The sequence below is a fragment of the Leclercia sp. LTM14 genome, from assembly GCF_023736175.1.
Lineage (GTDB): Bacteria > Pseudomonadota > Gammaproteobacteria > Enterobacterales > Enterobacteriaceae > Enterobacter > Enterobacter barmai.
In genome coordinates this window covers 221,408-244,203 of sequence record NZ_JAIKTT010000008.1, presented here as the reverse complement: position 1 = coordinate 244,203, position 22,796 = coordinate 221,408, and the positions used below count along the sequence as shown (strand labels likewise).

Below are 22,796 nucleotides of genomic sequence, written 5' to 3'. Positions count from 1 at the left end.
CGATGGTAGTGTGGGGTCTCCCCATGCGAGAGTAGGGAACTGCCAGGCATCAAACAAGCCAAGAGCCCGTCCGCAAGGACGGGCTTTTTGCGTTTGTGCCCGTCCTGCCCGGTGGCGCTGCGCTTACCGGGCCTACAAAAAACAATTCTCTGTCATATATCCTCCATTAATAATAGAAATGAGAGTTATTATCAAATGGGCTTTACAGGCTTATCATAAACATGTAATTTAAATACATGTTTTAAGTCGGAGGTCATTATGAGCCATCAAAGAATCCCCAAAAACTGGACAATCAAACGTTCAACTCCCTTCTTCACTAAAGATAACGTTCCTGCAGCGCTTCTGAGCCACCACAATACCGCAGCTGGCATCTTTGGGCAGCTTTGTGTGATGGAAGGGACCGTAACCTATTACGGCTTCGCGAACGCACAAGCAACAGAACCAGAAGTGAAGGTTGTGATTAATGCAGGTAACTTCGCGACCAGCCCACCGCAGTACTGGCACCGTATTGAGATGACGGATGACGCCCAGTTCAATATCAACTTCTGGGCTGAACCGACCTTCTCTGGGGAAGAAGTCTACAGCGCGAAAAAGGCGTAACGCCGTTTGTTAGCGAAGGGCGCTCTTAATCATTGACTGTATAGTGTCTGGACGGCCATAAGAAGCCAGATAGACGCAGGACTGCGTTGCAGAAGTTAAAACCTTCGCAACGCGTATGGGTCGCAAATTTAGGGCCATTAAAGAAGAGTTAATAGAGAGCGATGAAAGTTCGGTTCTGCAAAAGCAAAAACCCGCCTTTTGGGCGGGTTCTTTAAATAGTGGTGCCCGGACTCGGAATCGAACCAAGGACACGGGGATTTTCAAAACTCGTGCCTAATTTGGTAATTCTGACGGTAAAGGCCAGTCTTCTGGTACCAGGGCAGGGGGCTTGGTCCAGGGAAGCTCGGTTAAAGCATCTTGGAACCACTGGTCGCGAAGATTTGCGTGCTCTGTCACGATAAGCTGGAAGCCAGGAACTTCTTCTTGTGTAAACTTCAGCAGTAACGCAAACAGTCTACGTACTGCTGCTAAGTCAGCATCAGCTTCCGTTTTCTGAACAGTACCATCAGCTTCCTGGTAAATTTTTTCAGAAGGGAAATAAACTTGGGTAGGCTGATCAATTAAAAGAAACTGAGGGATGGGGCAATTGTTCTTTGAGGCAAAGAGATGAAGGGCTAACAATGCAGACAGGTGATAAGCGAGATGATTTTCGCCACCGCCAGTTCGACTCATAGGTACCGGACGATCTATACGATCAAAGATAATAGTCATTTGGCTTAGATCAAACCGTGCAGGGAGCCCCTGAAATTCTGCATCAAATGCCAGGATGTAGCGTGTAATCTGTGACGAAATGTTATTCAGAATAGATATGAGTCTTTCATGGCTGCTATCAGCTCCAACTTTCCTTTGTAGGTCTTCGACTTTGAGCTTTAGACGACGATTTTCTGATTCATATGTTGCCAGCTCTGAGTTAGGTACAAGGTCTTCCAGGAACAAACTTATACGACCAATTACTCTTGCCGCAGCATTATTGCGTGTGCCTAATTGCTCAATAACTTCGTTTGCCGCTATTGCCGCAGCAAGCTCCACTTCTTTGGCTCTTATCGAACTTACAATGGTATGAACCTCATCTTCTAGTTCAGTAAGATAAGCATCCATTTTAGGGCGCTGGCCAGCCACAATGCTCATTTCAGCGTCGAGAGTTGTTAGTTCGCTCAGGAGTGCTTTAGCAATTGGAGATTCCAGTGCTAAATTTGCTTCACAGAAAGGCCATTGCCATTCGCCAGTTTCCGGATTTTTCGGTAGAGCCTTGATAGAAGATAATCGGTCTTGTTGTTCTAAAACTTCGTTTTCAAAATTACCTGATTGCTTGGCATACATCCGAGCAGAATCAATTCGGGACTGGATCTGACGTCTGTCTTGTCGTAAACCAGCAATTTCATTTTCAAGAATGGATATTCTATGTCCATCGTCTTCAGGTAGGGGTGACGGACTCCATTGCATTGCAGAACGCAAAACATTAATTACTTCGTCAGTTCCAATTTTGTCTTTGTCTTGTGTGATGATACCTACGGCTCTGGCTTCAGATAAAAGCCCAGAACCTTTTAGCAGTGATGTGTCGATTGTATCGCGAGCTTGTTCAAGACGTTTGACGTTGATTTTCAGATCTCGCTGCGCAGTTCGGAGTTTGGCCTCAAGTTCATAGCGATCATTTGATGAAATGCCTAGAAGAATCGGTAATGTGTCGCGAATAGCTTGTGGCTGAAATGCCTCATTTTGTCGATAAAAAAGTTGATCTTTATTTGCTACAAGGCCCTGCTTTTGGAAAAGGTAATAAAAAGTATGCTTGATGTTTGCATCAAAGCTTTCTCTGCTGTGCCCAATTGCCACGTCTGTACGGTTCTCGCGGATGCCTAGTAATCGTGACAGCAGTGCGACTACAGAATCATCATCGGTGTTAACCGAGAGGTCTTTGAAATTTGGTGCGGTCAGTTCATTTCCTCGTCGCAGCATAACGGTGCCACAGCTTGTGGCTCCTGCATTTGGTGTTGGTTTCGCGATCAGTACCTGCTCCTGTGAAAATTGATAAATGACTGCGAACCATGACACTTTATCGCGAATAATGCCTTCTGGTACGTTAAAGGTAGATCGACCCATACAGTATTCAATGATCTCAGAAAGAGCTGATTTACCGGTTGAGGAACGGCCAGTAATGACATTTAAACCATTAACCTTAAATTGCAGGTCCCGACGTTGGCCATCATGGCTGTAGACATGAATCGACTTAATTTTCATGGGCGTATTCCAAAGGTCGTGTATACCGTAACGCGATCTGCAATACGGGCAAATTCTTTTCCTATATAGCGCGCGACACGCTGGCATGAGATCGATTCTTCAGTCCCTATGACCGATTTGCGAACTTTTTTAGGTACTGTTTTCAATCGGCCATCTTGCGTTACAACAAAACATCCTCGTTCCATGAGCACTCCAAAAGCTTCAAGCGTAAATGGCAGCATATTATTGACGCGATTAGCAAAATTAACGAGTAATTTGGGGTTGTTTTCTATAGTTTTCAAAAGGTAGCGGCGAGGATTATCAGCAAACACTTGGCGAGAATCTTTTTGCAGACATAATGGTAGAACTAAAAGAGCCAGAGAGAATGGCATGCCCTGTGAGTTTTCCTCTTCGTAGCTCTGCATTGCTCTGAATAGTACAACACCACAAAATGCAGGATTGAAAAGATTCCTTATCTCGAATGGACGTTGATCCCATTGCTTCATTCTTGGGCTCCCAACAATTGACCAACTCTATTTAGGAAGTGGGGATGCCAGAAAATTTTAGGTAGTGGTCTACTGTTCGCAAGGATGTGAAATCCTCCTCGAACTACATAAGGCTCAGTCACTCGTTCTCGGATACGCAATGAGTGAATATTACCACTTTCAAGATCGGCCCATTGATACAATGCTTTTCCCGCAGTAATAAGTACTTCATCAGCTGAGTTTTCATCTAATTCTTCAAAAACGACGTCTTTATAGCGACTCCATTCATCAACAAGGCGGTCTTCATAATCCTCCATCTCTCCTGTTACCAAAAGGTTTTCACGCGCCCATGAAGAACGCTGCTCAAATGCTCGGTAATAGTCGAGAATAGCGTTTCGGATACGATTAGAGGAAACCCCTATTTCACGGAGCTGCACAACAAAGAGCCTGGGATCATTCATCGCGTCGATTTCTCCAACGGGCATTTTTCCTCTGAACGTAATCGGCAGATTGTCCGATTTGTACTCTTCTGAAAATGCTGCAAGTTTGTCGGAGATCTCATAACCAAAAATCGCCTCTTTACGTTTCCCTGTTAGCAGATCGACTATGGTGTTATTCCACCATCCTTCAAGTCGTTCAAAAATAGCGTCTCGGTTATCGCGTCTAATGATACGCATGTGCTGATTTTTGATGATTGAAGGAAGGTCTTCAATGCGAGGCCCGCCATCAAATATGATTATCCGTGATAAGAAGTCATCTTTTTGCTCGTCAGTCAGTTTATTGAACTCATCGGCTATTGCCGTGATCAGTTTTGACTTGCTTCTAGCCAGAGCTGTGTTAGCGAGTTGAGTTATTGATACTGAATTATCGTCTTTTGTTGGCGGTTCGACTAAGAAGTGTTGCAGGAACGAGGAGTTTGAGATAGTTCCGGTCGTAAACAGAAAGAAACGAAGATTTGCTTCGGTTTTACCATCACGATTATAGCGGTCAAGCCAGATGCGGACTGACTTCCAGAAATCGGTAGACAGGTCGGTTAGAGTATCCCCATCCCCTTTGTGTTTGAGCGATGCCAGTGTTTTGACACCATCAGACTTAATGAAGTCTAGGTCATCATCCTTTTCGATCAAAACAGATGTATCTTCTGGCCACTGTAGAAGCTTAAGTAGCGCGAAACGAGGCTGATAGATATACCCTAAGCCCTGTTCACCAGCAGCGTATTGATCGCTAGATACTCCGGTCATTTTTAGTCCCTGGGTCGATTGCGCTTTCAGCTGTACGGAAAAATGACTCATGAAAGCAACAAGCTACCATCCAATGTTTGGTGGTATGTATCACATCATCGATATTAGCTTAAAACAATACCACTGTGTTTCCTGCGTGAATAGAAAAAGTAAGTACTTGGGGATGCTAATGTGAAGTGAATAACTTTCCGTGCCGAGGTTTATCGTGCTGATGAGGCACTTTGTAACCTGAATGGAAAGCGGGATTCGGTCATGTGAAGGCTTTCGTTGGAAAAGTAAGAGCTTAGTTTTACTGGGAGGTTCACTGGACTGGATAACGCCAACTGAATTCGCCGAGAGAACTGCCGGTTGTCAGAACATGCAACCAACATGAAGCCGGATATTCCTAATTATGGCTGGAGCATATTCGTGGTCAGGGGCACCAACCCGCATTACTAACTGAAGGTTATATCTAACCTTGAGGCATAGCAGAGTTTTCTATTGTTTTCATTATCGCACGTCCTTCTATTTTTTAAATATTTTATTTTTAACTTGTTTCGCAATGACATCAACTCTTGGGGGATAAATTATGTGTCTATTAATGCCTTTAGCCTCTATTTCAAGCAGTATTTCTTCAGCACATCCAGGAGTAATGCTCACCATTTTCATAGATTCTTTTAAATATTTGTTTTTTTCTAACGGAACGAAACCATTACCCCAGTCCTGGCTATGTTTGAAAAGAGAAAAATAACCATGTTGAGCTCTAACTCGAGGTATGTTGAAGGTTGTGGAAAACAATTTTGTTCTCGTTCCGGCGAATGGTAATTCAGTCTCCTGGTTATTAACAAAGTCTTTAGCTTCTGGGCACATTTGCCAGACGACTGGATTTGAGTCGGGATAACGTCTGATTTGTTCAACTGCAAACCATAGTGCAACACTAGGATCTCTTGTCCAATCTAGCAAACGAGTGGGGAGGCCATGGTGTTGCGCAACTACCAGCCAATCTCAGTCATTCGTAGGTACGATATGGAGACATCTCGCAGCTTCATTTTTAAAGCAGGTGAGCAGCTCTGTTTCACATTCTAATATTGTGTCAGAGCTTGAATGACGACAGATGCTGGGTAAAAGTGTCCATGGCATACGTTGACCACGGAAAAAGACATTCTCGGTTCTACGAACATTGTCCTTTGACCACTCTTGGTATTCCTTGAGACTTTCTACTATTACCGCTGAACTAGTCATACGCATCTCCCTATTGATGCATTTCAACTTTCCCTATTCATGGTAATGAAAATCACAATTGAACGAGATTTTTACATTACCCTACTTCTAGCGTAGTCAGTATGTTTTAGTCGACAAAGCACCACAAGCAGTATGATAGCCACTTGAGTGTAAGCAATCATTTTCTATCCGCATAGACGTATGTCTACTCATACTTTTTCAGGGTAAAGGTCATCAGTCCTTACGCGAACTGTAGTGTTCCATTGGCACAACCTCGTTCAGGGGAGTGTAGATCATGCTGGAATTCTGTTTCTGAATGGATCAGGGTTTCGGAATCGAATCAGATTCGATGTGCACAGTGAATTTAGTTTGATAATGGGCTCTTTTTTTGAAGAAACGCAATGAAAATGCAGCGGGGAACTGGTATACGATAAAGAACAACCAACTGCTTTAGGTCTAGTAACCAAGGAGTTATGCAGCATGACCAATTTCAGTCTATGGGGCAAACCTTTATGAGCTCAAGGATGCCGAAGTCACTTTATCAGTGTTTGATTTTTGGTCAATCGACACCAGAGCAAGTTACTAATATCAAGAAAACTATTTCTAACGCAATGGAAGGGTTTGGTCTTCAACCCGATGAGCATTTTACAATAACGGTAGGGTTCGAAGGCAGCTTTATAGAGACGGCTCCTTCTGTGGCTTTGTTTTTTGGTGGTGTGGCCCCTTCTTTGTCAGAACACGCTGAGTTAATGCGGCTAAGTATTCCTATAATACCTTTAGTGAGTGATGTCGCTAATGTCGCAAATGAACTTCCCGAATGTTTGAGATCTCTAAATGCCTTAGCGCTTGCACCTGAAGATATTGAGCTAATTAAACCGGCAGGTGTTGCTTTACAGTGTCTAGGCTTGCTTCCTACACAGCGCCGCGTTTTTGTGAGCTACCGCCGGACCGAGTCTAGAGATGTTGCCGTTCAATTATTTGAAGCTCTATCAGCCCGGCAATTTGAAGTATTTCTTGATACTCATTCTGTCGGTGCAGCTGTGGATTTTCAGAGCGTTTTGTGGCATCGATTATGTGATTGTGATGTCGTCGTAATGCTGGACACCCCCGGATTTTTTGACAGTCGTTGGGCTCGAGCGGAATGGGGGCGTGCGACAGATAAGCACATTTCAATCTTGCAAGTTCTTTGGCCGGGCCATACCGCATCTCGAACTAGTGCATTAGCTACCCCGAGAGTTTTGTCGGTAGATGACTTTGTTGATGGGAAGTTAACAGATGAAGTCATTGATTCTCTTTCACTTCAGGTTGAGGGCTTACGAAGTAAAAGTGTTGCGTTGCGTCACGCAAATATTGCCGGCCATCTCCGTAGTTCTATTGAGAGCATGGGGGGAGCTGTAGAGGCGATAGGTATCCGGCGCTCACTTGTTCTGAGGTTACCTTCAGGCAATCCTCTTGTGGCTCATCCTAGTGTTGGTGTACCAACTGCAGTTACGCTGCATGATGCTATGCGGGATAACGATAGCCGACCTGCTATTTTAGTTTATGACCATGTCGGACTTTCTGAGGAATGGATGACTCATCTGAATTGGTTGGGAACAAATGTCAAAGGCGTTCAGTGGATCAAGAGTCGTCAGGCAGGATGGGAATTATCCGAACTGGAGGGGCTATAAATGGGGGCGATTTTTCTTTCAGCAAGCGTGCCTGTATCTGGCAGAAAACCATTTGATGAAGACTGCGAGCCACAAATGATCCAGTCTGCTGTTATAGCCTTAGCGACGGTTGCCTTCGGAAGACGCACCATTGTCTGGGGTGGGCATCCCGCTATAACCCCAATGCTTTGGGCGGCAGCTGAGGATTTAGGTGTTCAGTATGCAACAGCAGTCAAACTCTTTCAGACTAAATTTTTCGAGGACTATTTCCCGGAAGATAATAAACGATTCGCAAACGTGACATTTGTTGACGCTATAGATAATAGCCGTGTACAGAGTTTACATATTATGCGAGAAGCAATGCTTACTTCAGAATCATTTGATGCAGCTGTCTTCATAGGAGGAATGGAAGGGATCAATGAGGAATATGAAATATTTCGTCAAATGCACCCTCATGCTAAATGTATTCCTATTGCTGTGACTGGGGGAGCAACAAGGGAACTAGCAAAAAGGCTTCGATACGCGATACCAAAAGATTTGGGGCCATTAGACTTCATCGGATTACTATATCGAGAACTTAATATTTCTCCAGTCGAAGCACGTAATATCTAATTTTGACTACAAAATCACGAGATAAATGTTATGGCAAAAGAGTTTTTTTAGTTTTCATTACCAGGATGTAAGTGATTTTCGAGCAAACGCTGTACGCAATCACTGGTTAACTAAATCTGATCGCGAAAGTGCGGGATACTTTGATGCGTCAGTTTGGGAAGAGTCGAAAAAGCAAGGGGATGTTGCTCTTAAAAAATTGATTAATGGAGCGCTAGTCAATACTTCGAATACGTGCATTCTAGTCGGCAGTAATACATACGAACGTCCATGGGTTCGCTATGAAATTTTAAAAAGTTTTGTACGTGGCAATCACATTCTAGCCGTGCACATAAATGGAATCAAAGATAAGCATCAGAAAACAAAAGCACTTGGACCAAACCCTCTTGCTTATGTTGGAGTTACTTATTCTGCCGATGGGAAAACAGGAACACTTTGGGAAAAAATTGGGGGGGAGTGGGTACAATATAATAAAATTGATGGTTCTGCAAACTTCAGCACTTCAGTTGACTCTACTTATAGAGGGAATGGCTATAATCTTTCTAATTTCTTTAATGTGTATGATTGGATAAAGGATGATGGTTATAATAATTTTTCTTCATGGCTTAAATAGATTTAGCCTAAGTTGAAATGTTTTTTCTAACATTCTTAGTTTGATGCCGAGTAGTTTCACCTTCTTGGCCAATCAGCAGACTGGTTGATAAATATAAAATAAATCGTTTCCTTTTCCAAAAAAATTGGAGGTTAGATATGAAACGTCAGGTTTTTTACAGCTTTCATTTCGATAATGATGTGATGAAGTGCAGCAAATTCATAACATGGGGGTAATTGAAGGGGAGGAACCAGTAAGGCCCAACACTTGGGAGCAGATAAAGTGTACTGAAAAAGGTGTGAAAGATTGGATCGATGAGAATCTTAAGGGGAAATCCTGCTTAGTTGTGCTGATTGGTAGCGAAACTGCTACCCGCCCGTTGGTGATTTATGAGATTCAGAAAGCCTGGGAACAGGGTAAAGCTGTAGTTGGTATCTTCATCCATCGACTGAACTGCCCGAATAATGGCTACGGAACAAAAGGAGAGAATCCTTTTGACCAATTGATCTTCAAACGAGGAGATGATGTTATTGAGCCATTGGTATACGAACCCGATAGTAACGATGCGTATAACGATATTAAGAAAAATTTATCAACTTGGGTTGAAAACGCTATCAATCAATAAATATATGAAATGGACTTACTATGGCTTATTTTACCAAAAGAGAAGCTCGTGCAGCAGCAGCAGGCGCTCGTGGCTCTCGAACTGCCTATGCTGTTTTAAGGGAAGGGCTGGAAAGTTATAAAGAGCATGAAAATTTTGATGTTTTTCTTTCTCATTCAATTGATGATGCCGATCTCGTTCTAGGGATAATGGTATTGCTTCAACAGCAAGGTTTACGCGTTTATGTGGACTGGATTGTTGACACACAACTTAGCCGTGATTCAGTGAACAAAGAAACAGCTGCTGTCCTTCGTGAGCGTATGAAGCGCTCCAGTTCAATGATGTATATAGCTACTGAAAATGCCTCAAATTCGAAATGGATGCCATGGGAATTGGGCTTTTTTGATGGGCATCATTCAAATCAAGTCGCTGTCCTCCCGCTAGTGGATTATGAAAATCAGATCTTTTTAGGACAAGAATATCTTGCCCTTTACCCAGTTGTGACTAAGCATTTACAAGAGAACGTGATTAATCACTATGTTGAGGATCGAGGGAAGAAATGGAGCCATCTGAGGAATTTTGCTCGTGGTGTACCATCATGGCGTTCTTATTAAAAATTTATTAATTACTACTGCGTAACTATTCTTTGCCTTCGAGGTTGAGTCTCATAGCGAAGGCAGAGAAGTTTTGTAACCTAGTTACTGTTGCGAACTATAGACTGAAAATCATCCAGCGGGTATGCCATGAGTGTAGAGACAGGTTGAGTCTATGTTCGAGTTGCAAATTTATATGTATGTTTTTAATGTGTTTTAATATTGAACGTCTTTTTTATTCATGGACCTAACCCGTCCACATGACCGCACATAATCCCATTCCTGCTTCAGCAGCCCGGATGCCGGAATGGATCGACACGACAAACTTGGATACCGACTTGGATTGATACTGACGCGCCTCAACAATAGCGAGTCACTGACCGTCAGGGGCCTTGCTGACGAATTTTACGTTTGCGAAAAAACAATACGGCGCGATCTGACTGAGCGCCTGGCTTACCTGAACCTGCTCCGACAGGGAAAGCAGTACCGCCTGCCCAAAGGGATTCTGGGACAACGCAGCAATACGGATTTGCGCCGTTTTAACCGCATTCTCAGCATTGAAGGACTATTTCCGCGCTGGGAAGATCGTCTGTTGAGCGTGCTACTGGGGGATAGCGAAAACAATCCCTTCCTGATCAAGCAACGCCCCTATGAGAATTGTGGTGCCTTCATGTCCACTCTTAATGCCATTTCCGGGGCGATTCAGGCATACCAGAAGATAGATTTTACATATAAAAACAAGGTTTTTTCGGCAATTGAGCCCTATCGTGTTGTGAATGACAAAGGGCTCTGGTATCTCGCCGCCCGGCACGAAGGTACGTTGAAGAGTTTTGCAGTTTCCACGATGACACATGTGCAGGTCAGTAATATGCGATTCAACCCCGATCCGGTTGTGAGTCAGCAGGTGGAACATGCGGAAAGCATCTGGTATGGTGATGAACTCACCGAAGTGCTGATCTCTGTCTCAGCCTGTGCGGCGTCTTACTTCACCCGGCGCAACCTTTATCCCGGTCAGGAAATTATCCATACAACACCAGCCGGTGATTTGCTCATTATTTCCCGTGTGGCGCACCCCCGGCAGATTATTCCTCTTATCAAATACTGGTTGCCTGAGGTGGAGGTTATTAAGCCTGCGTCCATCCGCAATCAGATTATTGACGACATGCGCAGTGCGCTCACCCGATATGATGAAATGAATGGAGATTCTTCAGATGAATAATGAAACAACTTTATACGACGATAATGACGTGGAAAACGCTTTTGAGGCGCTTGCAGTGAACTTACTGAGCGGGTTGCTGGGGGCGCATGATAATGCGCAAAATGCCGAGTTGAAAGACTGGCTGGACAGTCCTTTCCCCGTTCAGCCAGAGGTTTTACTCAAACATGCCGCATTTATCTGTGAGCGATTTCAGGCGGGGGATGACAGCCACCTGCTGATGCACGGCATTGATGAACAACTTGCGGCGATGACACTTTCCCGTAAGGAACGCTTCAGCCCAGTGAATAAAGGGATGGTTGGATATTCTGCTCCTCGTGACCTGGAGAAAGTGAATGCGCTGCTGAAGGTCATTATCACCTGGTATGAGTGCGAAATCGTCCGGCTGAAGATGAAGTATGGCGAAATCACGCCACCGGGGAAAAAATAAACCGCACCAGTAAGTCAGTGAGAGGGGAGAGCACAACGCTCTCCCTTCTGTTATTGATTTTCTGTCACAATTTTACAATGCCAGTTTTTAGCGCCAGCCGAACACACTTGTTGGCTTCCTGCATAATGACATCGTGCGGATACATATTCATTGCACGATACCCGTCTGATTTCGCCATTTTTCCTTCCATGCCCGCTTTATCCAGAATGGCTTTCCACGCATCGCGTATTTTCTTTGAGTCCTTTTCGCCCACGCCGCCGGAGAGCGTGCCAAATAGCTCCTTGTTGTTGTCGCCAATATTTTTGTATTCCTTTGCATCCGGGTCCAGCAGCATGGCCATTTGTGTTGACTGACGGGTGGCTTCATAGCAACGGCCCGCTGTTTCCAGTGAGATTTGAGCTGCGGACGCCGATGCAGATACCGCCAGAATGAAGGTGGTGAGAATAATGTTTTTCATTTATTTAACCTATGAAAAATGAAAAGGTTTGAATTCAGTTATTAATAGTGCCAGCACTGATGGGCTATTCATCGCCTTTGCGGTTGGCGGGTTTGCTGTAATAGATGACGCACTTATCTGCGAAGGCGGCCTGCTGGTATGCCCGGGGCAGCTCATTTTCCAGTGCATCGGAGTTCTCATTAATGGACTCCTGGTCAACGCCGTGGCGAGCCAGCTCGTTGTGCAACCAGCTTTTGGTAAAGGCGATGTCACTTCCACTGGACTCCATCAGCCCTTCATTGCCGTCCAGTGCCAGATAACAGCTCACCCGGTTTTCAACCTGAACCAGCCCGGCATGAGCGCTGGCAAGCGGTATGAGCGAGATAAACAGCGCAGTAAAAATTTTATTCATGATGTTTTTTCCTTAAATAACAGGTCATGTGGGATACCGCAGAATGAGCATATCGGGTGGTGGGGACAGGTTATGACCATGCGGGAAAGAATTTTCAGCGATGGATGAAGGCACGTCGAAGTGGGGCTGAGAGTCGCCAGCAACCTACTGATGTGGGTTCCATGATGCAGCCCATACGGGCAAGGTCACGACGGGCTGTGCGGGGTGAAATTCCGAATAACTGTGTGAGCACATGGACTGATGGCGTCTTCCCCTGACAGAGTAAAATGACGCAGTGGCAGAGGCGTTCGGCAAGTTTTTCAGCGCGGGTCATCAGTCCTCCCATACGCGCCAGGTATTCCCGCGTTGCAGACGTTTCAGCTGACGATGAAAAACCACGGTATTATCCGGTCTTCCGGTCAGGCACTCCGCCGTGAAACGATGACAGTTCTCCTTCAGCAAGTGATACTGACGTCTGGAGCCCAGCGCCCGTAATGCCCGACCGGCTGCGGCGATATTTCCAACCGGCAACCGTCCCTGACAATCGGTATAGACCGACATGGCAGGATTCAGGCCATTCAGTCTGGCCATAAATCCTTTGCGGTCGCTGCAAAGCACCTCACCATCACCGGACAGATGCACAATCCGGTTATTACCGGTGTAGATACCGCTGTGAGTGGCATAGCCGCCTGCCAGCCCACACCATACGATGCCGCCTTTTGCCGGTTCGTCCACCGTCTCGCGAATTACATTGTCGGCAAAGCTTTCCGCCAGGCTGAACAGAGGCCGGTATATCACCAGCCGGGAAATGAACGTAAACAGCATAAAACCTCCTTATTAGTCCGGGGTAACGGTGACGGTGAAGACATCCATCGCGCAGTACGCCATAAAATTATCCTGCCAGAGCGTCCAGAACGCACTTAGCTCATGGTTGAGCGGCAAGTCTCCCGCAAAGCGGTGCCAGGCATAGCGCTGTGACCAGCTGATATCGAATTCCTTTGTCAGTTCGGGCCATGCGCGGCCCTGCCAGCTGAAGTCGGTGAGGTAATCCAGCTGCCATATTGCAGGCTGCTCGCTGCGGATGATGCGAATTTCTACCGGATGCCAGCCACCGTTTTCAGCGCTGTACTCCGGGTCACGAAAGTTCAGCACGACACTCTGACAGGTGCCAGGCAGTGCTGCGAGGTGTGTGGTTATCAGTGCGATAAACTCACCGCTGAGGGGAAGGTCAAGCGTGGGCTGATGCAGTGTGGATGAACAAGGGGTCACAGATAAGCTCCTTATAGCAGTATAAATTGGGTTGCCTTCGGCAGTGCAAACGTCATGAGGGGTGGGTAAGGGCAAGGGGGATAAAGGGGGTCAGGCAGAAGGGGAAATTGTCAGCAGTTTTTCCAGTCGCTTTTCCCAGTCGGGGTAACAGCGATGGCTGAACGCCCCGCCGGAACCCTCTTCGGTGAGACAGATATCAGCACAGCGAAGAATGGCTGCGAGGAAACCTGCATTGTTACGGCTGGCGCTGGTAAACAGCGGGCGCAGAACCGTGGAGGTGAAGTCACCTGCTTCATGGGCTTTCAAAACCCGGGATATGGCGCTCAGGGCAATCCACTCCCGTGAAAACAGACCACCGCTATCGTTGGTAGTAATGCGCAGGCCCCGTTCGCCGTCGGCATTTTCCGTTATCTCCCAGTGCAGCAGGCCGGTGGAGTGCGGATTAATCTTCTCGGCCTCTCCGGTAAGAATGCTGTGGTCGTTTTGAGTTTCTGCAGTGGAGACTGGTGCAAGTTTGGTCTTTTTCATCGGTTAAAATCCTGAAGGTTCAGCCATAGCGATAAGTTCAGCGGCTCCTGTAAAGGTCGCTGAGAACGGGAACAGCAAATAAAAGCCCTGTCCTGAATCACTGAGAATGGTCAGGGCAAGAAACAGCGAATCATCCAGACGGATGACGTATTCGGCATTGCAGGTCAGATGGTGCAGATAAGTGGTCAGTTCTTCCGAAAGATGTTCTTCCTCACTGGGAAGCAGATATAAAAGCTGGGTCCGGGTTTCCTCCCATAATGTCGTTGCCACTGTGAGGCTGCTGTCGGCGCATTCGGTGAGTTCGTTAACCAGCTGCAATTGCTGAACTGGCGACACGGGCAGGCAGAAAGCGTCTGCCGGAGACTGTATAATGTGCATTGCGGTGTCCTTATTAATAATGGGCACCAGAATAATATGTGTCTGATACAGCTATTTATTGCAGGGGGAATACGCGTGAGTCTGAATGAAGATCTGAATGATTTTCTGGGTAAACTGAGAAAGCATCAGGATATACGTTATCTCCAGGGGGTAACACCTGCGACATTTTTCCGTTTTTTGAATGGCAGCGTCCACCTTAGCCATATCACTGAACTGGCAAAAAATTCCGTGCTGAATGTTCTGCAAAACCCGGAGCGGGCTGATTTTATCTCTTCTTTCTTTGCCGATTTACGTTACCGGGGGAAGGGGCTAAAAACACAGGCTTTCAGGGATAGTCTGATGTGGAGCTATATCCGGCTATATCACCCGCAGCACTTTAAGGTGAATATCTATCATGATGCTTACATTTGTGATCAGATTAATGCTCTGGAGGCATTCTTTGATTCATATTGCTCAGGCGTCAGCAGCGTTCATTTTCAGGCAATAGATAATCTTTATGCAAATGGCAGCCTGTCTTTCTTCCCTGCGGTCAGGACCCTTACACACTCCCCTTTTGACAGTCGCACCTGTAATAACGCTCTGAAAACCATCCGGAAGACGGGGATGGACTCCCTGTATGTGCTGGATGAGAATTTAATGAAGGTGCTGAATTTTTCCGCCCAGGACGGGATTCAGCACGTAATGCAGCTTTATCAGCCGAAGGAGCCGGCATCTGCACTAGCGATTATTGAATATTCGCTGCGGCTATACCGCGAATGCAGAAAGGATGCTGAGGATTTCGCAAATAACTTTTCTGCCAGTGACTACAATGAAAAAAGAAAAGTACTGGAGAAAAAAATCGCTTTTGACACTGTTTTTCTCTATGTGCTGCTGACGGATTTTTGTGACGCTAATGGATTTGATGCTTTCGACAATAAGGCACTGGGTTCGATTAAGCCGGTTCGACCAACCATTTTCTATATAAAAAGCCGGTTCAATTTGTCAAGTGATAAAGTCCTTTCTTTGCAGAAAGAGATTGTCTTGAAATCGGTGCTTTATGCTGTGCTGAAAAGAATGCAGGCAGACAGCAGCACGCAGTATACCCGGCATCGCTTACTCCGGGAGATTGGTGAGCACTATCCCTGGATTGATGCGAACACATCGCGTCGTAACCTTGATATAGAGACCCTGATAGACCGCCCAGAACAGGAATGTTGCATAGAAGCATTATGGGCGGCCAGAACCCTTGTTGATTCCTTCTGTACGGTATAACGGTGCATCCCGTCCCTCAACTGCCGGGCCCATTACTTGGTGCAAGATGCCCATGGCACCCGGCGTCACATTGCACACATCTGGTAAATCAGGGCATGCGTCGTATGTGATTAATTTATTGTTTTTCATTGGTTTTATTGCTCTGCGCACCGCAAAACCGTGTATTTTTTCTGGGGTGTATGGCTTCCCTTACGGGGATTGTCCCAATAAAATTATCCCCGTGCCGTAGATGAAAGCACGCACCTCTACGGCGTTACCTTAATGGAAGGATACTTTGATATGAATACTTTACGCTTTACCCTGAATGCAGCTGGCTATGATGACACTTGCTGAGTTGTTCTTGCGGTATCTGGAATACTCCAGAATACACAAGAAGTCGTTTGCCTCAGATCAGTCAAAAATTAAACATTACCTTCTGCCAAGACTGGGCCATATTAAACTTAATATGATAAACCGGCGTGATATCGCTGATTATATTAATGGGCTTGATGGCCTGAAGTTCTCGACACGCAATCGCCACATCGCTTTACTTAAGGCTATATTTACCTGGGCCAGGGAGTTTGACTATATTTCAACATCTCCGGTCGCAGGGTTTAAAACTTTTAAAGAACCTGCATCATTACGGCGTGCAATGGAGCCTGATGAATTTACCGCTTTTATGCAGGTGCTGGATGCTGAAATTAAACAAGAACCAAGGGACACGCTTTTAATTCTGTCTTTTTTGGCGCTAACCGGTATGCGACTCGGTGAGGCGCGCTCTGCGGATATTCAGAGCATTAATATGAGCAGAAAAACCTTGTTTCTTCATGATACGAAATCAGGGGATTCGCGGCTTGTTCCCTTATGCCAGAGGGCGATGGATATTGCTCTGATGCAGGTGAGCAAGTATGGCAATGGAGGGCTGCTTTTTCGCTCAGGAGCCGGTGGCAGAGTCACTGAGCCCCGCAGGCTCATGACGGCAATATGTGAAAGGGCGGGGATTGCGCGCTTTACTATTCATGAGCTTCGCTACACCGCCGGAAGCGCAATGCTGGCTGTGACCCGGGACATTTATTCCGTTCAGCGGTTTCTCGGTCACAAATGCACCAAAACAACTGCGATCTATGCACAGTATTTTGGTGGGCAGCAACATGATGATATCGAACGCGCGATGGCGCTGATGCTGAACCGCTGAGATTAGTAATTAAACCTTGAATCTGTATTACGGAATTCATTCCCTTTAACCGGGAAGGGGATTCTACAACCTGAATTTAACCTGAATAAGGATGTATTATGTCTGACGTTAAGAAGAAAAATGAACTTCGTTTACCGGAAGGTTTTGTTGAAGAGAATGGTAGATTGTATTTTTGTCATGAAGATGACGATAAAAAGAAACTTGTGTCCAGTCATTTACTGGAACCTGTGGCAAAAGCCTGTAACCGTGCCCGCAACGGTAACTGGCAAATTATTCTGAAATGCACGAATCATAGCGGCACTGAAGTTGACATAACTATCAGCCTGAAAAAGGTTAAAAGAAATGCCGATTCTGTTATCAGCCATCTTGCTGGTAAGGGCGTTTTTGTCCAGGACAGCAAATTATTCCTTTTGTTCCTGGAAAAGTCCTGTGAGCTGGACTTGCCACTCTGCCGCGTGGCGATTCGACCGGGTTTTCAGCCTGAGGAGTTGGTGTTTCAGTTTGGTCCTTATCCCATTTTTGTTGCTGAACGAGAGGGGATTCAGGATGTGATCCCGAATGAGGATATGGCGATTAATGATGCTATTGCTGTCTCGGGTCCGCTTGAGCAATGGCAGGAACATATTGCTCAGAAGGTATGTGGTATGGCACCCAAATTGTCGATTCTGGTGGGGCTGAGTTCATCCCTCCTTCCTTTACTCGGCGAAAGTGGTGCAATTTTCCATCTGTGTGGTGACAGTTCTACGGGCAAAACTGCTGCGATCCAGGCTGGAGCCAGTGTGAATGGCCTTGCTGCTGAACCCGGAAGCGGTAGCCCGACCCAAATTCAGCGCTGGAACAGCACGTCAAACGGACTGGAATTGCTGATGGTAATGAATAACGGAACCACGTTGTGCCTGGATGAGCTGGGTTCCTTCACCGGCAAATTTTTTGCTGAGACGCTGTATGACATTGTTTCTGGGGCAACGAAGTCGAGAATGGACGGCGAGACTCTGGGGATGGCCCGACAATCAACGTGGGTGCAGAATGTGCTTTCGACCGGCGAGTTAACCATTGTAGACAGAATTCGGCAGGAAAAGTCACCTGTGATGGACGGCATGTTGCATCGCGCCTTGTCTATTCCTGTCACGGCAGAGGATTCCCGTGGCGTGAATGAAGACATTGATGCTGCCCGACAGCGCATTGGTGACATAAAAACCAGCCTGCTGACCTGCCATGGTAGTGCTGGTTATGAATTCATTTGTTGCCTGACGGGCCTTACCGATGGAGAGGGTAGGTATTTTGACTGGAAAGCGACCTCTGATTTTCTGAAAGCAGACCTGGGTGTCATGCTTGATGAGATGAAACGACGTTTACATGCAGGCCTGATCACCCTTAATTCTGTTGAGTGCAGGGCTCTCCAGCGTTTTGCAATCCTCTATCTTGCGGGTGCTCTGGCATCAAAGTGGCAAATCCTGCCATGGGAAAAAGAAGAGATTGCCGATGTGGTTTACATAGCTTTTAACCGCTGGTTGCAGAACTATCGTTTTGATGCGGGCCGTAAGCAGAACGTCCTGATTACCGTTCAGAACTTCATTGCAGTGAGCCGGTCAAAATTTATTGATGTGAAAATGCCCTGTTTTGCGTCCCGTAAAACCGATACTGCCGGGTATATTCTAAATGACGGGAGCTATTTGATACTGCCGGATACCCTTGAGAAACTTGGCATGAACTGGGGCTTGTCTGCAAAAAAACTGGCCCGCTTAATTGACGAAGAAGGTTATCTGACCCGCCCGGAAGGCGATCGTCTGACGACACGCCGGACCATACAAAAAGTGAACGTGACGGGGTACTGCTTATCCGCCGAATTTGCCACAGCCGGTTTCTGAACTCTTAATAATTGATTCATAGGCCGCCCGCACAGGCGGCCTTTCTCATTTCTGTTGATTAATCAGATGACCCGGAAAATGCCAGTGCATTACCAATATGTTGCTCTATCAACTGACCGGTTGCTTTCAGCCGTTGCGGATGCAGATGAGCATAACGCTGTGATGACTGAATGCTGCGGTGTCCGAGCTGGGCCTGAACATCATATAAGGTGCCTCCCCGTGAAACGATTAATGCTGCGACGGAATGGCGGCATGTGTGAATACAGACCTCTTCATCGTAGATGCCTGCCCGTCGGATAATGCGCCTGAAGGCTTTGGTGACATTGCAGACAGGTTTACCCGGAATTTTGCCGCCAAACATCCAGATATTGCCCCCGAAGCGGGGTAATTCATCAATCAGCTTTATCGCCCAGTCGTTGAGATGCACCAGTCTGCCTGAGCCATTCTTGGTTTCCGGCAGCCACAGCGTTCCCTGTTGCATACTGTAATGCGCCCATTTTGCCAGTCTCAGCTCATCACGTCGCAACCCGGTCAGTAACAGTAAACGAATATAAATCCCGGCCACGCGGCTGTTGTCCTGACCCGCGGCATCGAATATGCGCCGGATTTCCGTTTCTGAAAAATAGCGCTGGCGGGCGTTATTTTCACGCAGCAGAGGGATGTTCGCTGCCGGGTTCACCGTTACCATCTCATGGCGCAGTGACCATCTGAGGAGGGCTTTCAGCAGGGCAATCACCCGGTTATTGGTGGCGGGCTGGCAGGTTTCGCACAGTGAAGACTGAAGGTGGGTGACGTGACGGGGCGTGATTTCATTAAGCAGCAGATTTCCCATCACCGGGGCAATGTGGTCACGAAAGCGCTGTTCATCCTTATTCCAGCTCTTTTTATGCAACTTTGCCCACGGGAAATAATACTGACTGAAAGCTTCCTGAAGGGTGGGAATGTCCCGGCATTTGTCCCGCTCATAACGCGGGTCAGTGCCGTTGGCTATCTGGCGTTTCATCTCAGTGGCAATCTTTCGGGCGACAGTGACATCAATTTCCGGCCAGTGACCGATACTGATAGCACGTTTGCGGCCCTGCCAGAGATAGCGCAGGAGAAACTTCTTCTTACCTTCTCCTTTACCTACCAGACATTTGAGCCCGCTGATTTCGGTATCGCTGTACTCGGCTTCCCGGGAAGCGGCATCGGATTCATTAGGCGGCAGGCCATCAATGAGGCGGTGAGTGAATTTGAAACGACGTGGTGTGGGCATGCAGAAGTCTCCTTATGCAGTGGGTGATTTAATGCGTGAATGTGGTCAGAAAGTGAGGCAGGGAGGGAAGAGTCCCGTTCCTCAGTGTGTAATGCGCGTTGGAGCAGAAAAGGCAGCATGACTATGTTGTGGCAATGACGGCTACTGATGGGGGAAGGTGATCGCCAGAATTCTCCGGTCCGTCTCTGGTCTTCCCCGCAACTTACCCGGCGAAATCCCTTAAAACGGGAGCTGAAAAAGTAATGCGCCATAACGTTTTGACAGGTAATTCCCCGTTTCCCCGTGAGAATGGTGCAGGGGAGGGCACTGAATTAAAGGCAACGGTGTGTTGTTTACTATCGGTCTTTCAGTGAATAGGGTAAACTTATTAGATAATAAACAACCTATATGAATAATATATAAATGAATATGTACATGAAACCGTTTGTTGATCAGTAAATCATTACAGTTAATTTGGAACTATTTTATTAATGGATATGAATATTAATAGTTGACTTAATTATGAAAGAAATATCAGTCACGCTGTGTTTCCACCTTTATCTGCTGCAAGAATAAAAGTCATGGTTAATGATACATCATGTCACTTGAGAAAATAAAATGAAAAGCCTTCATTGTCTGTTTAATTTGCTTTTATCATGTAACGTATGTTTTTTGGAATTGAATTTATTACCATTATTTTATGAAGGAATATACAGAGTGATATAAATGTTGGATTGATGACTGGTGGTAGCATTCATACCTACCCTGTGAAAATAAATCGGGGAAACGGGAAATTTATAGCAAAGTGTTGGTATACAAGGGATGTGTGGATCTCTGTTACGGGAAAACTACGGGGATATTGTGGGAAAAGGACGGGAGAGAGGTCCTATGTTGATGCTGATCAGATCTTTTCTGGTTTGCACTTGCTCATATCGTGAATAGCGTTAGTGTGGTGAGCATCATTTGCCAAAAGGGTAAGACAATGAAAGCCATACAGCAGCATGCTGCAGCGCTTATGGATAGTATTGCACGATGGAATGAAGTGACGACTCTGGCTAAATTACGCTATCAGTCCGAGCTGGCACCTGATTTCAGCCTCATGGACTGGCTGAGGAATGACGAACTGGCCCTTTCACGCTATCTACGATTTTTGCTTTCTCCTAATGAAACTCATGGTCAGTCAGCACTGTTTCTAAAGGGATTTCTTTCCCTCATTGAAAAGAGTGGGCACGATAGCCCTATAACTACCGGAGGCAGCCATCATAAAGTCAGGGTTGATTATGAAGTCACTATTGAAAACAGAAGAAAAATAGATCTGTTGATGACGTCTTCAGAGGGTTTTATTGCTATCGAAAATAAGCCATGGGCAGCAGATCAGGAAAATCAGTTAGGGGATTATGCATTATGGCTGAACAAAAGTGAAAGACCATGGAAGTTAATTTATTTATGCAATCAGGAACCAGGAGAGTGGACTCTTCCTGACAATACCCCGGAAGCGCTGAAGCAACATATCCTCACGATATCCTGGCATGAAGTCGTCAAATGGCTTAATGAATGTTTATTACATATTCGGGCAGGTGCGGTCAGAATATTTGTTGAATCATTGATTAAATATATCAACCAGTCAATTAATGGTGAGTTCATAATGAATAATAGTCGTGAGTTGTCAGAAATCATCCGCAAGGATAGGCACTCTATAGAATCGGCATTTATGATTTTTAACCAAATGAATGAGGTTCGCAACGATTTATTCAAAGAGTTTATTTCTGATTTAAATGCCAGTTTCATTAATCATCCTTATTCTATTGAAATCTCGGATGAGGACATATCGAAACGTGGGGCTAATTTTTATATCCCATTAAGTCCGGATGGTAATTACTCTTTGTGCTGGGAGTTTGAGTATTCAGGTTATTATGGCTTATTTTTTGGCATTTCGGGAGTGAGTCTGGTTGAAGGTCAATCTGCAAAAATAGCTGCTGCCATGTCAGAGATATTTCCACACACGCAGGGTAAATCCAGCGAATACTGGTCATGGTGGAGCAGGGGTTTCGATCTGAAAGGGAAAAATCGCATTCCTAGAGACTGGGGTAATGATGGAGCGGTTTGGGCGAAGCTCCGTGAGCGTGATACAGACAGTATTTTTGCAGCTACCCGTGAAGCGATTCTGGCCGTTCATGAAAAGCTGGATATGTGTTTATTGCGTTAATTATCTGATCGCCTGCAGTGGTAGATAGCCAATGAGGACAGGACGTGATCACGACTTAATGTGGTAAGCAAAATCTATGAGAGGGTACATGGATAATATCGAAGACAGCATTCCGTTTGGTATGCAGTAGTTGATTGATGCTGAGAGCGACGGGAAGATTTGGCTAAACAGTATTCCGGTCGTGAACGAGCTGTTGGATGATTTGCAGCGCGTGGCATGGCATGCGCGAATTCAGCAGGCAAAACATGAGATAACGGCGCACAAAAGCGCGTATTTGGTGAATGCCAAGATCAGCGAACTGGTGCAGATCTTCGAGGGTAGGAATCCGGCCTATGCCGTCCTGCCGTGGAATACCGATCCCCACCAGATGAAAGCATACATTATGAAACAGGACGACTACTGGGGAGACGATGCCGACGTTATCTATGATGATGCCTTGCCGCGATTGCTCAATTGCTGTGCTGCTGCGGCAACTTGTGGTGTTGAGTCGCTATTACCAGACTGCCCTGAGATATTCCGCAGCAGCAAAGAACAAGTTCTCGCTGACCTGTCTGAGCAGCGCTATCTGGCTGGTGCGTTCCTGATGGGGGTGCCAGTAGAAATATTTATCCAGATGGCGGGCTAAATA

The 22,796-nt window shown here is 46.0% G+C and carries 25 protein-coding genes; 13 read left to right on the top strand and 12 right to left on the bottom strand.

Features of this window, described 5'->3' with window-relative positions; genetic code table 11:
• Positions 1-258: 258 nt before the first annotated feature.
• On the top strand, positions 259-600 hold the full coding sequence (locus tag K5I40_RS17005; protein WP_223075486.1) for a DUF1971 domain-containing protein: 342 nt from the start codon (positions 259-261) through the stop codon (positions 598-600).
• Between the two features lie 273 nt (positions 601-873).
• Here the strand turns inward: K5I40_RS17005 and K5I40_RS17000 are convergent, their stop codons facing one another.
• From K5I40_RS17000 to K5I40_RS16985, 4 genes are all read right to left on the bottom strand, one after another.
• Positions 874-2,835, bottom strand: coding sequence for a DUF3732 domain-containing protein (locus tag K5I40_RS17000; protein ID WP_223075485.1), 1,962 nt, complete (start codon positions 2,833-2,835; stop codon positions 874-876).
• Complete coding sequence (locus K5I40_RS16995) at positions 2,832-3,320, bottom strand: three component ABC system middle component (protein WP_172860856.1); 489 nt, start codon at positions 3,318-3,320, stop codon at positions 2,832-2,834. The genes K5I40_RS17000 and K5I40_RS16995 overlap by 4 nt, the downstream gene beginning before the upstream one ends.
• Complete coding sequence (locus K5I40_RS16990) at positions 3,317-4,540, bottom strand: ABC-three component system protein (protein ID WP_223075484.1); 1,224 nt, start codon at positions 4,538-4,540, stop codon at positions 3,317-3,319. The genes K5I40_RS16995 and K5I40_RS16990 overlap by 4 nt, the downstream gene beginning before the upstream one ends.
• 504 nt (positions 4,541-5,044) lie before the next feature.
• Positions 5,045-5,518, bottom strand: coding sequence for an FRG domain-containing protein (locus K5I40_RS16985; RefSeq protein WP_255589073.1), 474 nt, complete (start codon positions 5,516-5,518; stop codon positions 5,045-5,047).
• Positions 5,519-6,213: 695 nt separating this feature from the next.
• Here K5I40_RS16985 and K5I40_RS16980 point away from each other — a divergent pair.
• From K5I40_RS16980 to K5I40_RS16950, 7 genes are all read left to right on the top strand, one after another.
• Complete coding sequence (locus K5I40_RS16980; RefSeq protein WP_223075483.1) at positions 6,214-7,410, top strand: toll/interleukin-1 receptor domain-containing protein; 1,197 nt, start codon at positions 6,214-6,216, stop codon at positions 7,408-7,410.
• Positions 7,411-8,001 carry a hypothetical protein gene (locus K5I40_RS16975; protein ID WP_019104803.1) on the top strand — a complete coding sequence of 197 codons (591 nt, stop codon included), beginning with the start codon at positions 7,411-7,413 and terminating at the stop codon, positions 7,999-8,001.
• Between the two features lie 25 nt (positions 8,002-8,026).
• Positions 8,027-8,611: a TIR domain-containing protein gene (locus K5I40_RS16970; protein ID WP_251931025.1), complete on the top strand. Its 585-nt coding sequence runs from the start codon at positions 8,027-8,029 to the stop codon at positions 8,609-8,611.
• A gap of 187 nt (positions 8,612-8,798) precedes the next feature.
• On the top strand, positions 8,799-9,215 hold the full coding sequence (locus K5I40_RS16965) for a TIR domain-containing protein (RefSeq protein WP_251929618.1): 417 nt from the start codon (positions 8,799-8,801) through the stop codon (positions 9,213-9,215).
• A 20-nt stretch (positions 9,216-9,235) separates the two neighbouring features.
• Positions 9,236-9,808 (top strand): toll/interleukin-1 receptor domain-containing protein, encoded by a 573-nt coding sequence (locus K5I40_RS16960; protein ID WP_223075481.1) that lies wholly within the window; start codon positions 9,236-9,238, stop codon positions 9,806-9,808.
• 286 nt (positions 9,809-10,094) lie between these two features.
• The gene (locus tag K5I40_RS16955) at positions 10,095-11,006 is read left to right on the top strand and encodes a YafY family protein (protein ID WP_223075480.1); all 912 of its coding nucleotides are present in this window, start codon (positions 10,095-10,097) and stop codon (positions 11,004-11,006) included.
• Entirely contained in the window at positions 10,999-11,433 is a 435-nt protein-coding gene (locus K5I40_RS16950) for a hypothetical protein (protein WP_223075479.1), read from the top strand. The genes K5I40_RS16955 and K5I40_RS16950 overlap by 8 nt, the downstream gene beginning before the upstream one ends.
• 64 nt (positions 11,434-11,497) lie before the next feature.
• Here K5I40_RS16950 and K5I40_RS16945 read toward each other — a convergent pair whose 3' ends face one another.
• From K5I40_RS16945 to K5I40_RS16920, 7 genes are all read right to left on the bottom strand, one after another.
• The gene (locus K5I40_RS16945; RefSeq protein WP_223075478.1) at positions 11,498-11,890 is read right to left on the bottom strand and encodes a hypothetical protein; all 393 of its coding nucleotides are present in this window, start codon (positions 11,888-11,890) and stop codon (positions 11,498-11,500) included.
• Positions 11,891-11,954: 64 nt separating this feature from the next.
• Complete coding sequence (locus tag K5I40_RS16940; protein ID WP_223075477.1) at positions 11,955-12,281, bottom strand: hypothetical protein; 327 nt, start codon at positions 12,279-12,281, stop codon at positions 11,955-11,957.
• Between the two features lie 94 nt (positions 12,282-12,375).
• Complete coding sequence (locus tag K5I40_RS24150) at positions 12,376-12,594, bottom strand: DeoR family transcriptional regulator (protein ID WP_223075476.1); 219 nt, start codon at positions 12,592-12,594, stop codon at positions 12,376-12,378.
• Positions 12,594-13,085 (bottom strand): lecithin retinol acyltransferase family protein, encoded by a 492-nt coding sequence (locus K5I40_RS16935; RefSeq protein WP_223075475.1) that lies wholly within the window; start codon positions 13,083-13,085, stop codon positions 12,594-12,596. The genes K5I40_RS24150 and K5I40_RS16935 overlap by 1 nt, the downstream gene beginning before the upstream one ends.
• 12 nt (positions 13,086-13,097) lie before the next feature.
• Positions 13,098-13,529: a DUF2787 family protein gene (locus K5I40_RS16930; RefSeq protein ID WP_251929620.1), complete on the bottom strand. Its 432-nt coding sequence runs from the start codon at positions 13,527-13,529 to the stop codon at positions 13,098-13,100.
• Positions 13,530-13,619: 90 nt separating this feature from the next.
• A complete protein-coding gene (locus K5I40_RS16925) occupies positions 13,620-14,057 on the bottom strand; it encodes a hypothetical protein (RefSeq protein WP_251929622.1) in 438 nt (145 codons plus the stop codon).
• 3 nt (positions 14,058-14,060) lie between these two features.
• Entirely contained in the window at positions 14,061-14,435 is a 375-nt protein-coding gene (locus K5I40_RS16920) for a hypothetical protein (RefSeq protein ID WP_110093152.1), read from the bottom strand.
• Between the two features lie 75 nt (positions 14,436-14,510).
• Between K5I40_RS16920 and K5I40_RS16915 the strand changes: the two genes are divergently transcribed.
• From K5I40_RS16915 to K5I40_RS16905, 3 genes are all read left to right on the top strand, one after another.
• On the top strand, positions 14,511-15,686 hold the full coding sequence (locus K5I40_RS16915; RefSeq protein WP_223075474.1) for a hypothetical protein: 1,176 nt from the start codon (positions 14,511-14,513) through the stop codon (positions 15,684-15,686).
• A gap of 316 nt (positions 15,687-16,002) precedes the next feature.
• Positions 16,003-16,860 carry a site-specific integrase gene (locus K5I40_RS16910; RefSeq protein WP_223075473.1) on the top strand — a complete coding sequence of 286 codons (858 nt, stop codon included), beginning with the start codon at positions 16,003-16,005 and terminating at the stop codon, positions 16,858-16,860.
• A 98-nt stretch (positions 16,861-16,958) separates the two neighbouring features.
• Positions 16,959-18,728 (top strand): DUF927 domain-containing protein, encoded by a 1,770-nt coding sequence (locus K5I40_RS16905; RefSeq protein WP_223075472.1) that lies wholly within the window; start codon positions 16,959-16,961, stop codon positions 18,726-18,728.
• Between the two features lie 58 nt (positions 18,729-18,786).
• Here K5I40_RS16905 and K5I40_RS16900 read toward each other — a convergent pair whose 3' ends face one another.
• Positions 18,787-19,983 carry a site-specific integrase gene (locus tag K5I40_RS16900; RefSeq protein ID WP_223075471.1) on the bottom strand — a complete coding sequence of 399 codons (1,197 nt, stop codon included), beginning with the start codon at positions 19,981-19,983 and terminating at the stop codon, positions 18,787-18,789.
• Between the two features lie 961 nt (positions 19,984-20,944).
• Between K5I40_RS16900 and K5I40_RS16895 the strand changes: the two genes are divergently transcribed.
• Positions 20,945-22,168 (top strand): PD-(D/E)XK nuclease family protein, encoded by a 1,224-nt coding sequence (locus K5I40_RS16895; RefSeq protein ID WP_223075470.1) that lies wholly within the window; start codon positions 20,945-20,947, stop codon positions 22,166-22,168.
• A gap of 181 nt (positions 22,169-22,349) precedes the next feature.
• Entirely contained in the window at positions 22,350-22,793 is a 444-nt protein-coding gene (locus K5I40_RS16890; RefSeq protein ID WP_251929623.1) for a hypothetical protein, read from the top strand.
• Positions 22,794-22,796 lie beyond the last annotated feature (3 nt).

Excerpts from the sequence above, each read along its gene's own strand:
- K5I40_RS17005 (WP_223075486.1), top strand. The coding sequence starts at position 259 with ATGAGCCATCAAAGAATCCCCAAAAACTGGACAATCAAACGTTCAACT.
- K5I40_RS17000 (WP_223075485.1), bottom strand. The coding sequence starts at position 2,835 with ATGAAAATTAAGTCGATTCATGTCTACAGCCATGATGGCCAACGTCGG.
- K5I40_RS16995 (WP_172860856.1), bottom strand. The coding sequence starts at position 3,320 with ATGAAGCAATGGGATCAACGTCCATTCGAGATAAGGAATCTTTTCAAT.
- K5I40_RS16990 (WP_223075484.1), bottom strand. The coding sequence starts at position 4,540 with ATGACCGGAGTATCTAGCGATCAATACGCTGCTGGTGAACAGGGCTTA.
- K5I40_RS16980 (WP_223075483.1), top strand. The coding sequence starts at position 6,214 with ATGCAGCATGACCAATTTCAGTCTATGGGGCAAACCTTTATGAGCTCA.
- K5I40_RS16975 (WP_019104803.1), top strand. The coding sequence starts at position 7,411 with ATGGGGGCGATTTTTCTTTCAGCAAGCGTGCCTGTATCTGGCAGAAAA.
- K5I40_RS16970 (WP_251931025.1), top strand. The coding sequence starts at position 8,027 with ATGTTATGGCAAAAGAGTTTTTTTAGTTTTCATTACCAGGATGTAAGT.
- K5I40_RS16960 (WP_223075481.1), top strand. The coding sequence starts at position 9,236 with ATGGCTTATTTTACCAAAAGAGAAGCTCGTGCAGCAGCAGCAGGCGCT.
- K5I40_RS16955 (WP_223075480.1), top strand. The coding sequence starts at position 10,095 with ATGGATCGACACGACAAACTTGGATACCGACTTGGATTGATACTGACG.
- K5I40_RS16950 (WP_223075479.1), top strand. The coding sequence starts at position 10,999 with ATGAATAATGAAACAACTTTATACGACGATAATGACGTGGAAAACGCT.
- K5I40_RS16945 (WP_223075478.1), bottom strand. The coding sequence starts at position 11,890 with ATGAAAAACATTATTCTCACCACCTTCATTCTGGCGGTATCTGCATCG.
- K5I40_RS16940 (WP_223075477.1), bottom strand. The coding sequence starts at position 12,281 with ATGAATAAAATTTTTACTGCGCTGTTTATCTCGCTCATACCGCTTGCC.
- K5I40_RS24150 (WP_223075476.1), bottom strand. The coding sequence starts at position 12,594 with ATGACCCGCGCTGAAAAACTTGCCGAACGCCTCTGCCACTGCGTCATT.
- K5I40_RS16935 (WP_223075475.1), bottom strand. The coding sequence starts at position 13,085 with ATGCTGTTTACGTTCATTTCCCGGCTGGTGATATACCGGCCTCTGTTC.
- K5I40_RS16925 (WP_251929622.1), bottom strand. The coding sequence starts at position 14,057 with ATGAAAAAGACCAAACTTGCACCAGTCTCCACTGCAGAAACTCAAAAC.
- K5I40_RS16920 (WP_110093152.1), bottom strand. The coding sequence starts at position 14,435 with ATGCACATTATACAGTCTCCGGCAGACGCTTTCTGCCTGCCCGTGTCG.
- K5I40_RS16910 (WP_223075473.1), top strand. The coding sequence starts at position 16,003 with ATGATGACACTTGCTGAGTTGTTCTTGCGGTATCTGGAATACTCCAGA.
- K5I40_RS16905 (WP_223075472.1), top strand. The coding sequence starts at position 16,959 with ATGTCTGACGTTAAGAAGAAAAATGAACTTCGTTTACCGGAAGGTTTT.
- K5I40_RS16900 (WP_223075471.1), bottom strand. The coding sequence starts at position 19,983 with ATGCCCACACCACGTCGTTTCAAATTCACTCACCGCCTCATTGATGGC.
- K5I40_RS16895 (WP_223075470.1), top strand. The coding sequence starts at position 20,945 with ATGAAAGCCATACAGCAGCATGCTGCAGCGCTTATGGATAGTATTGCA.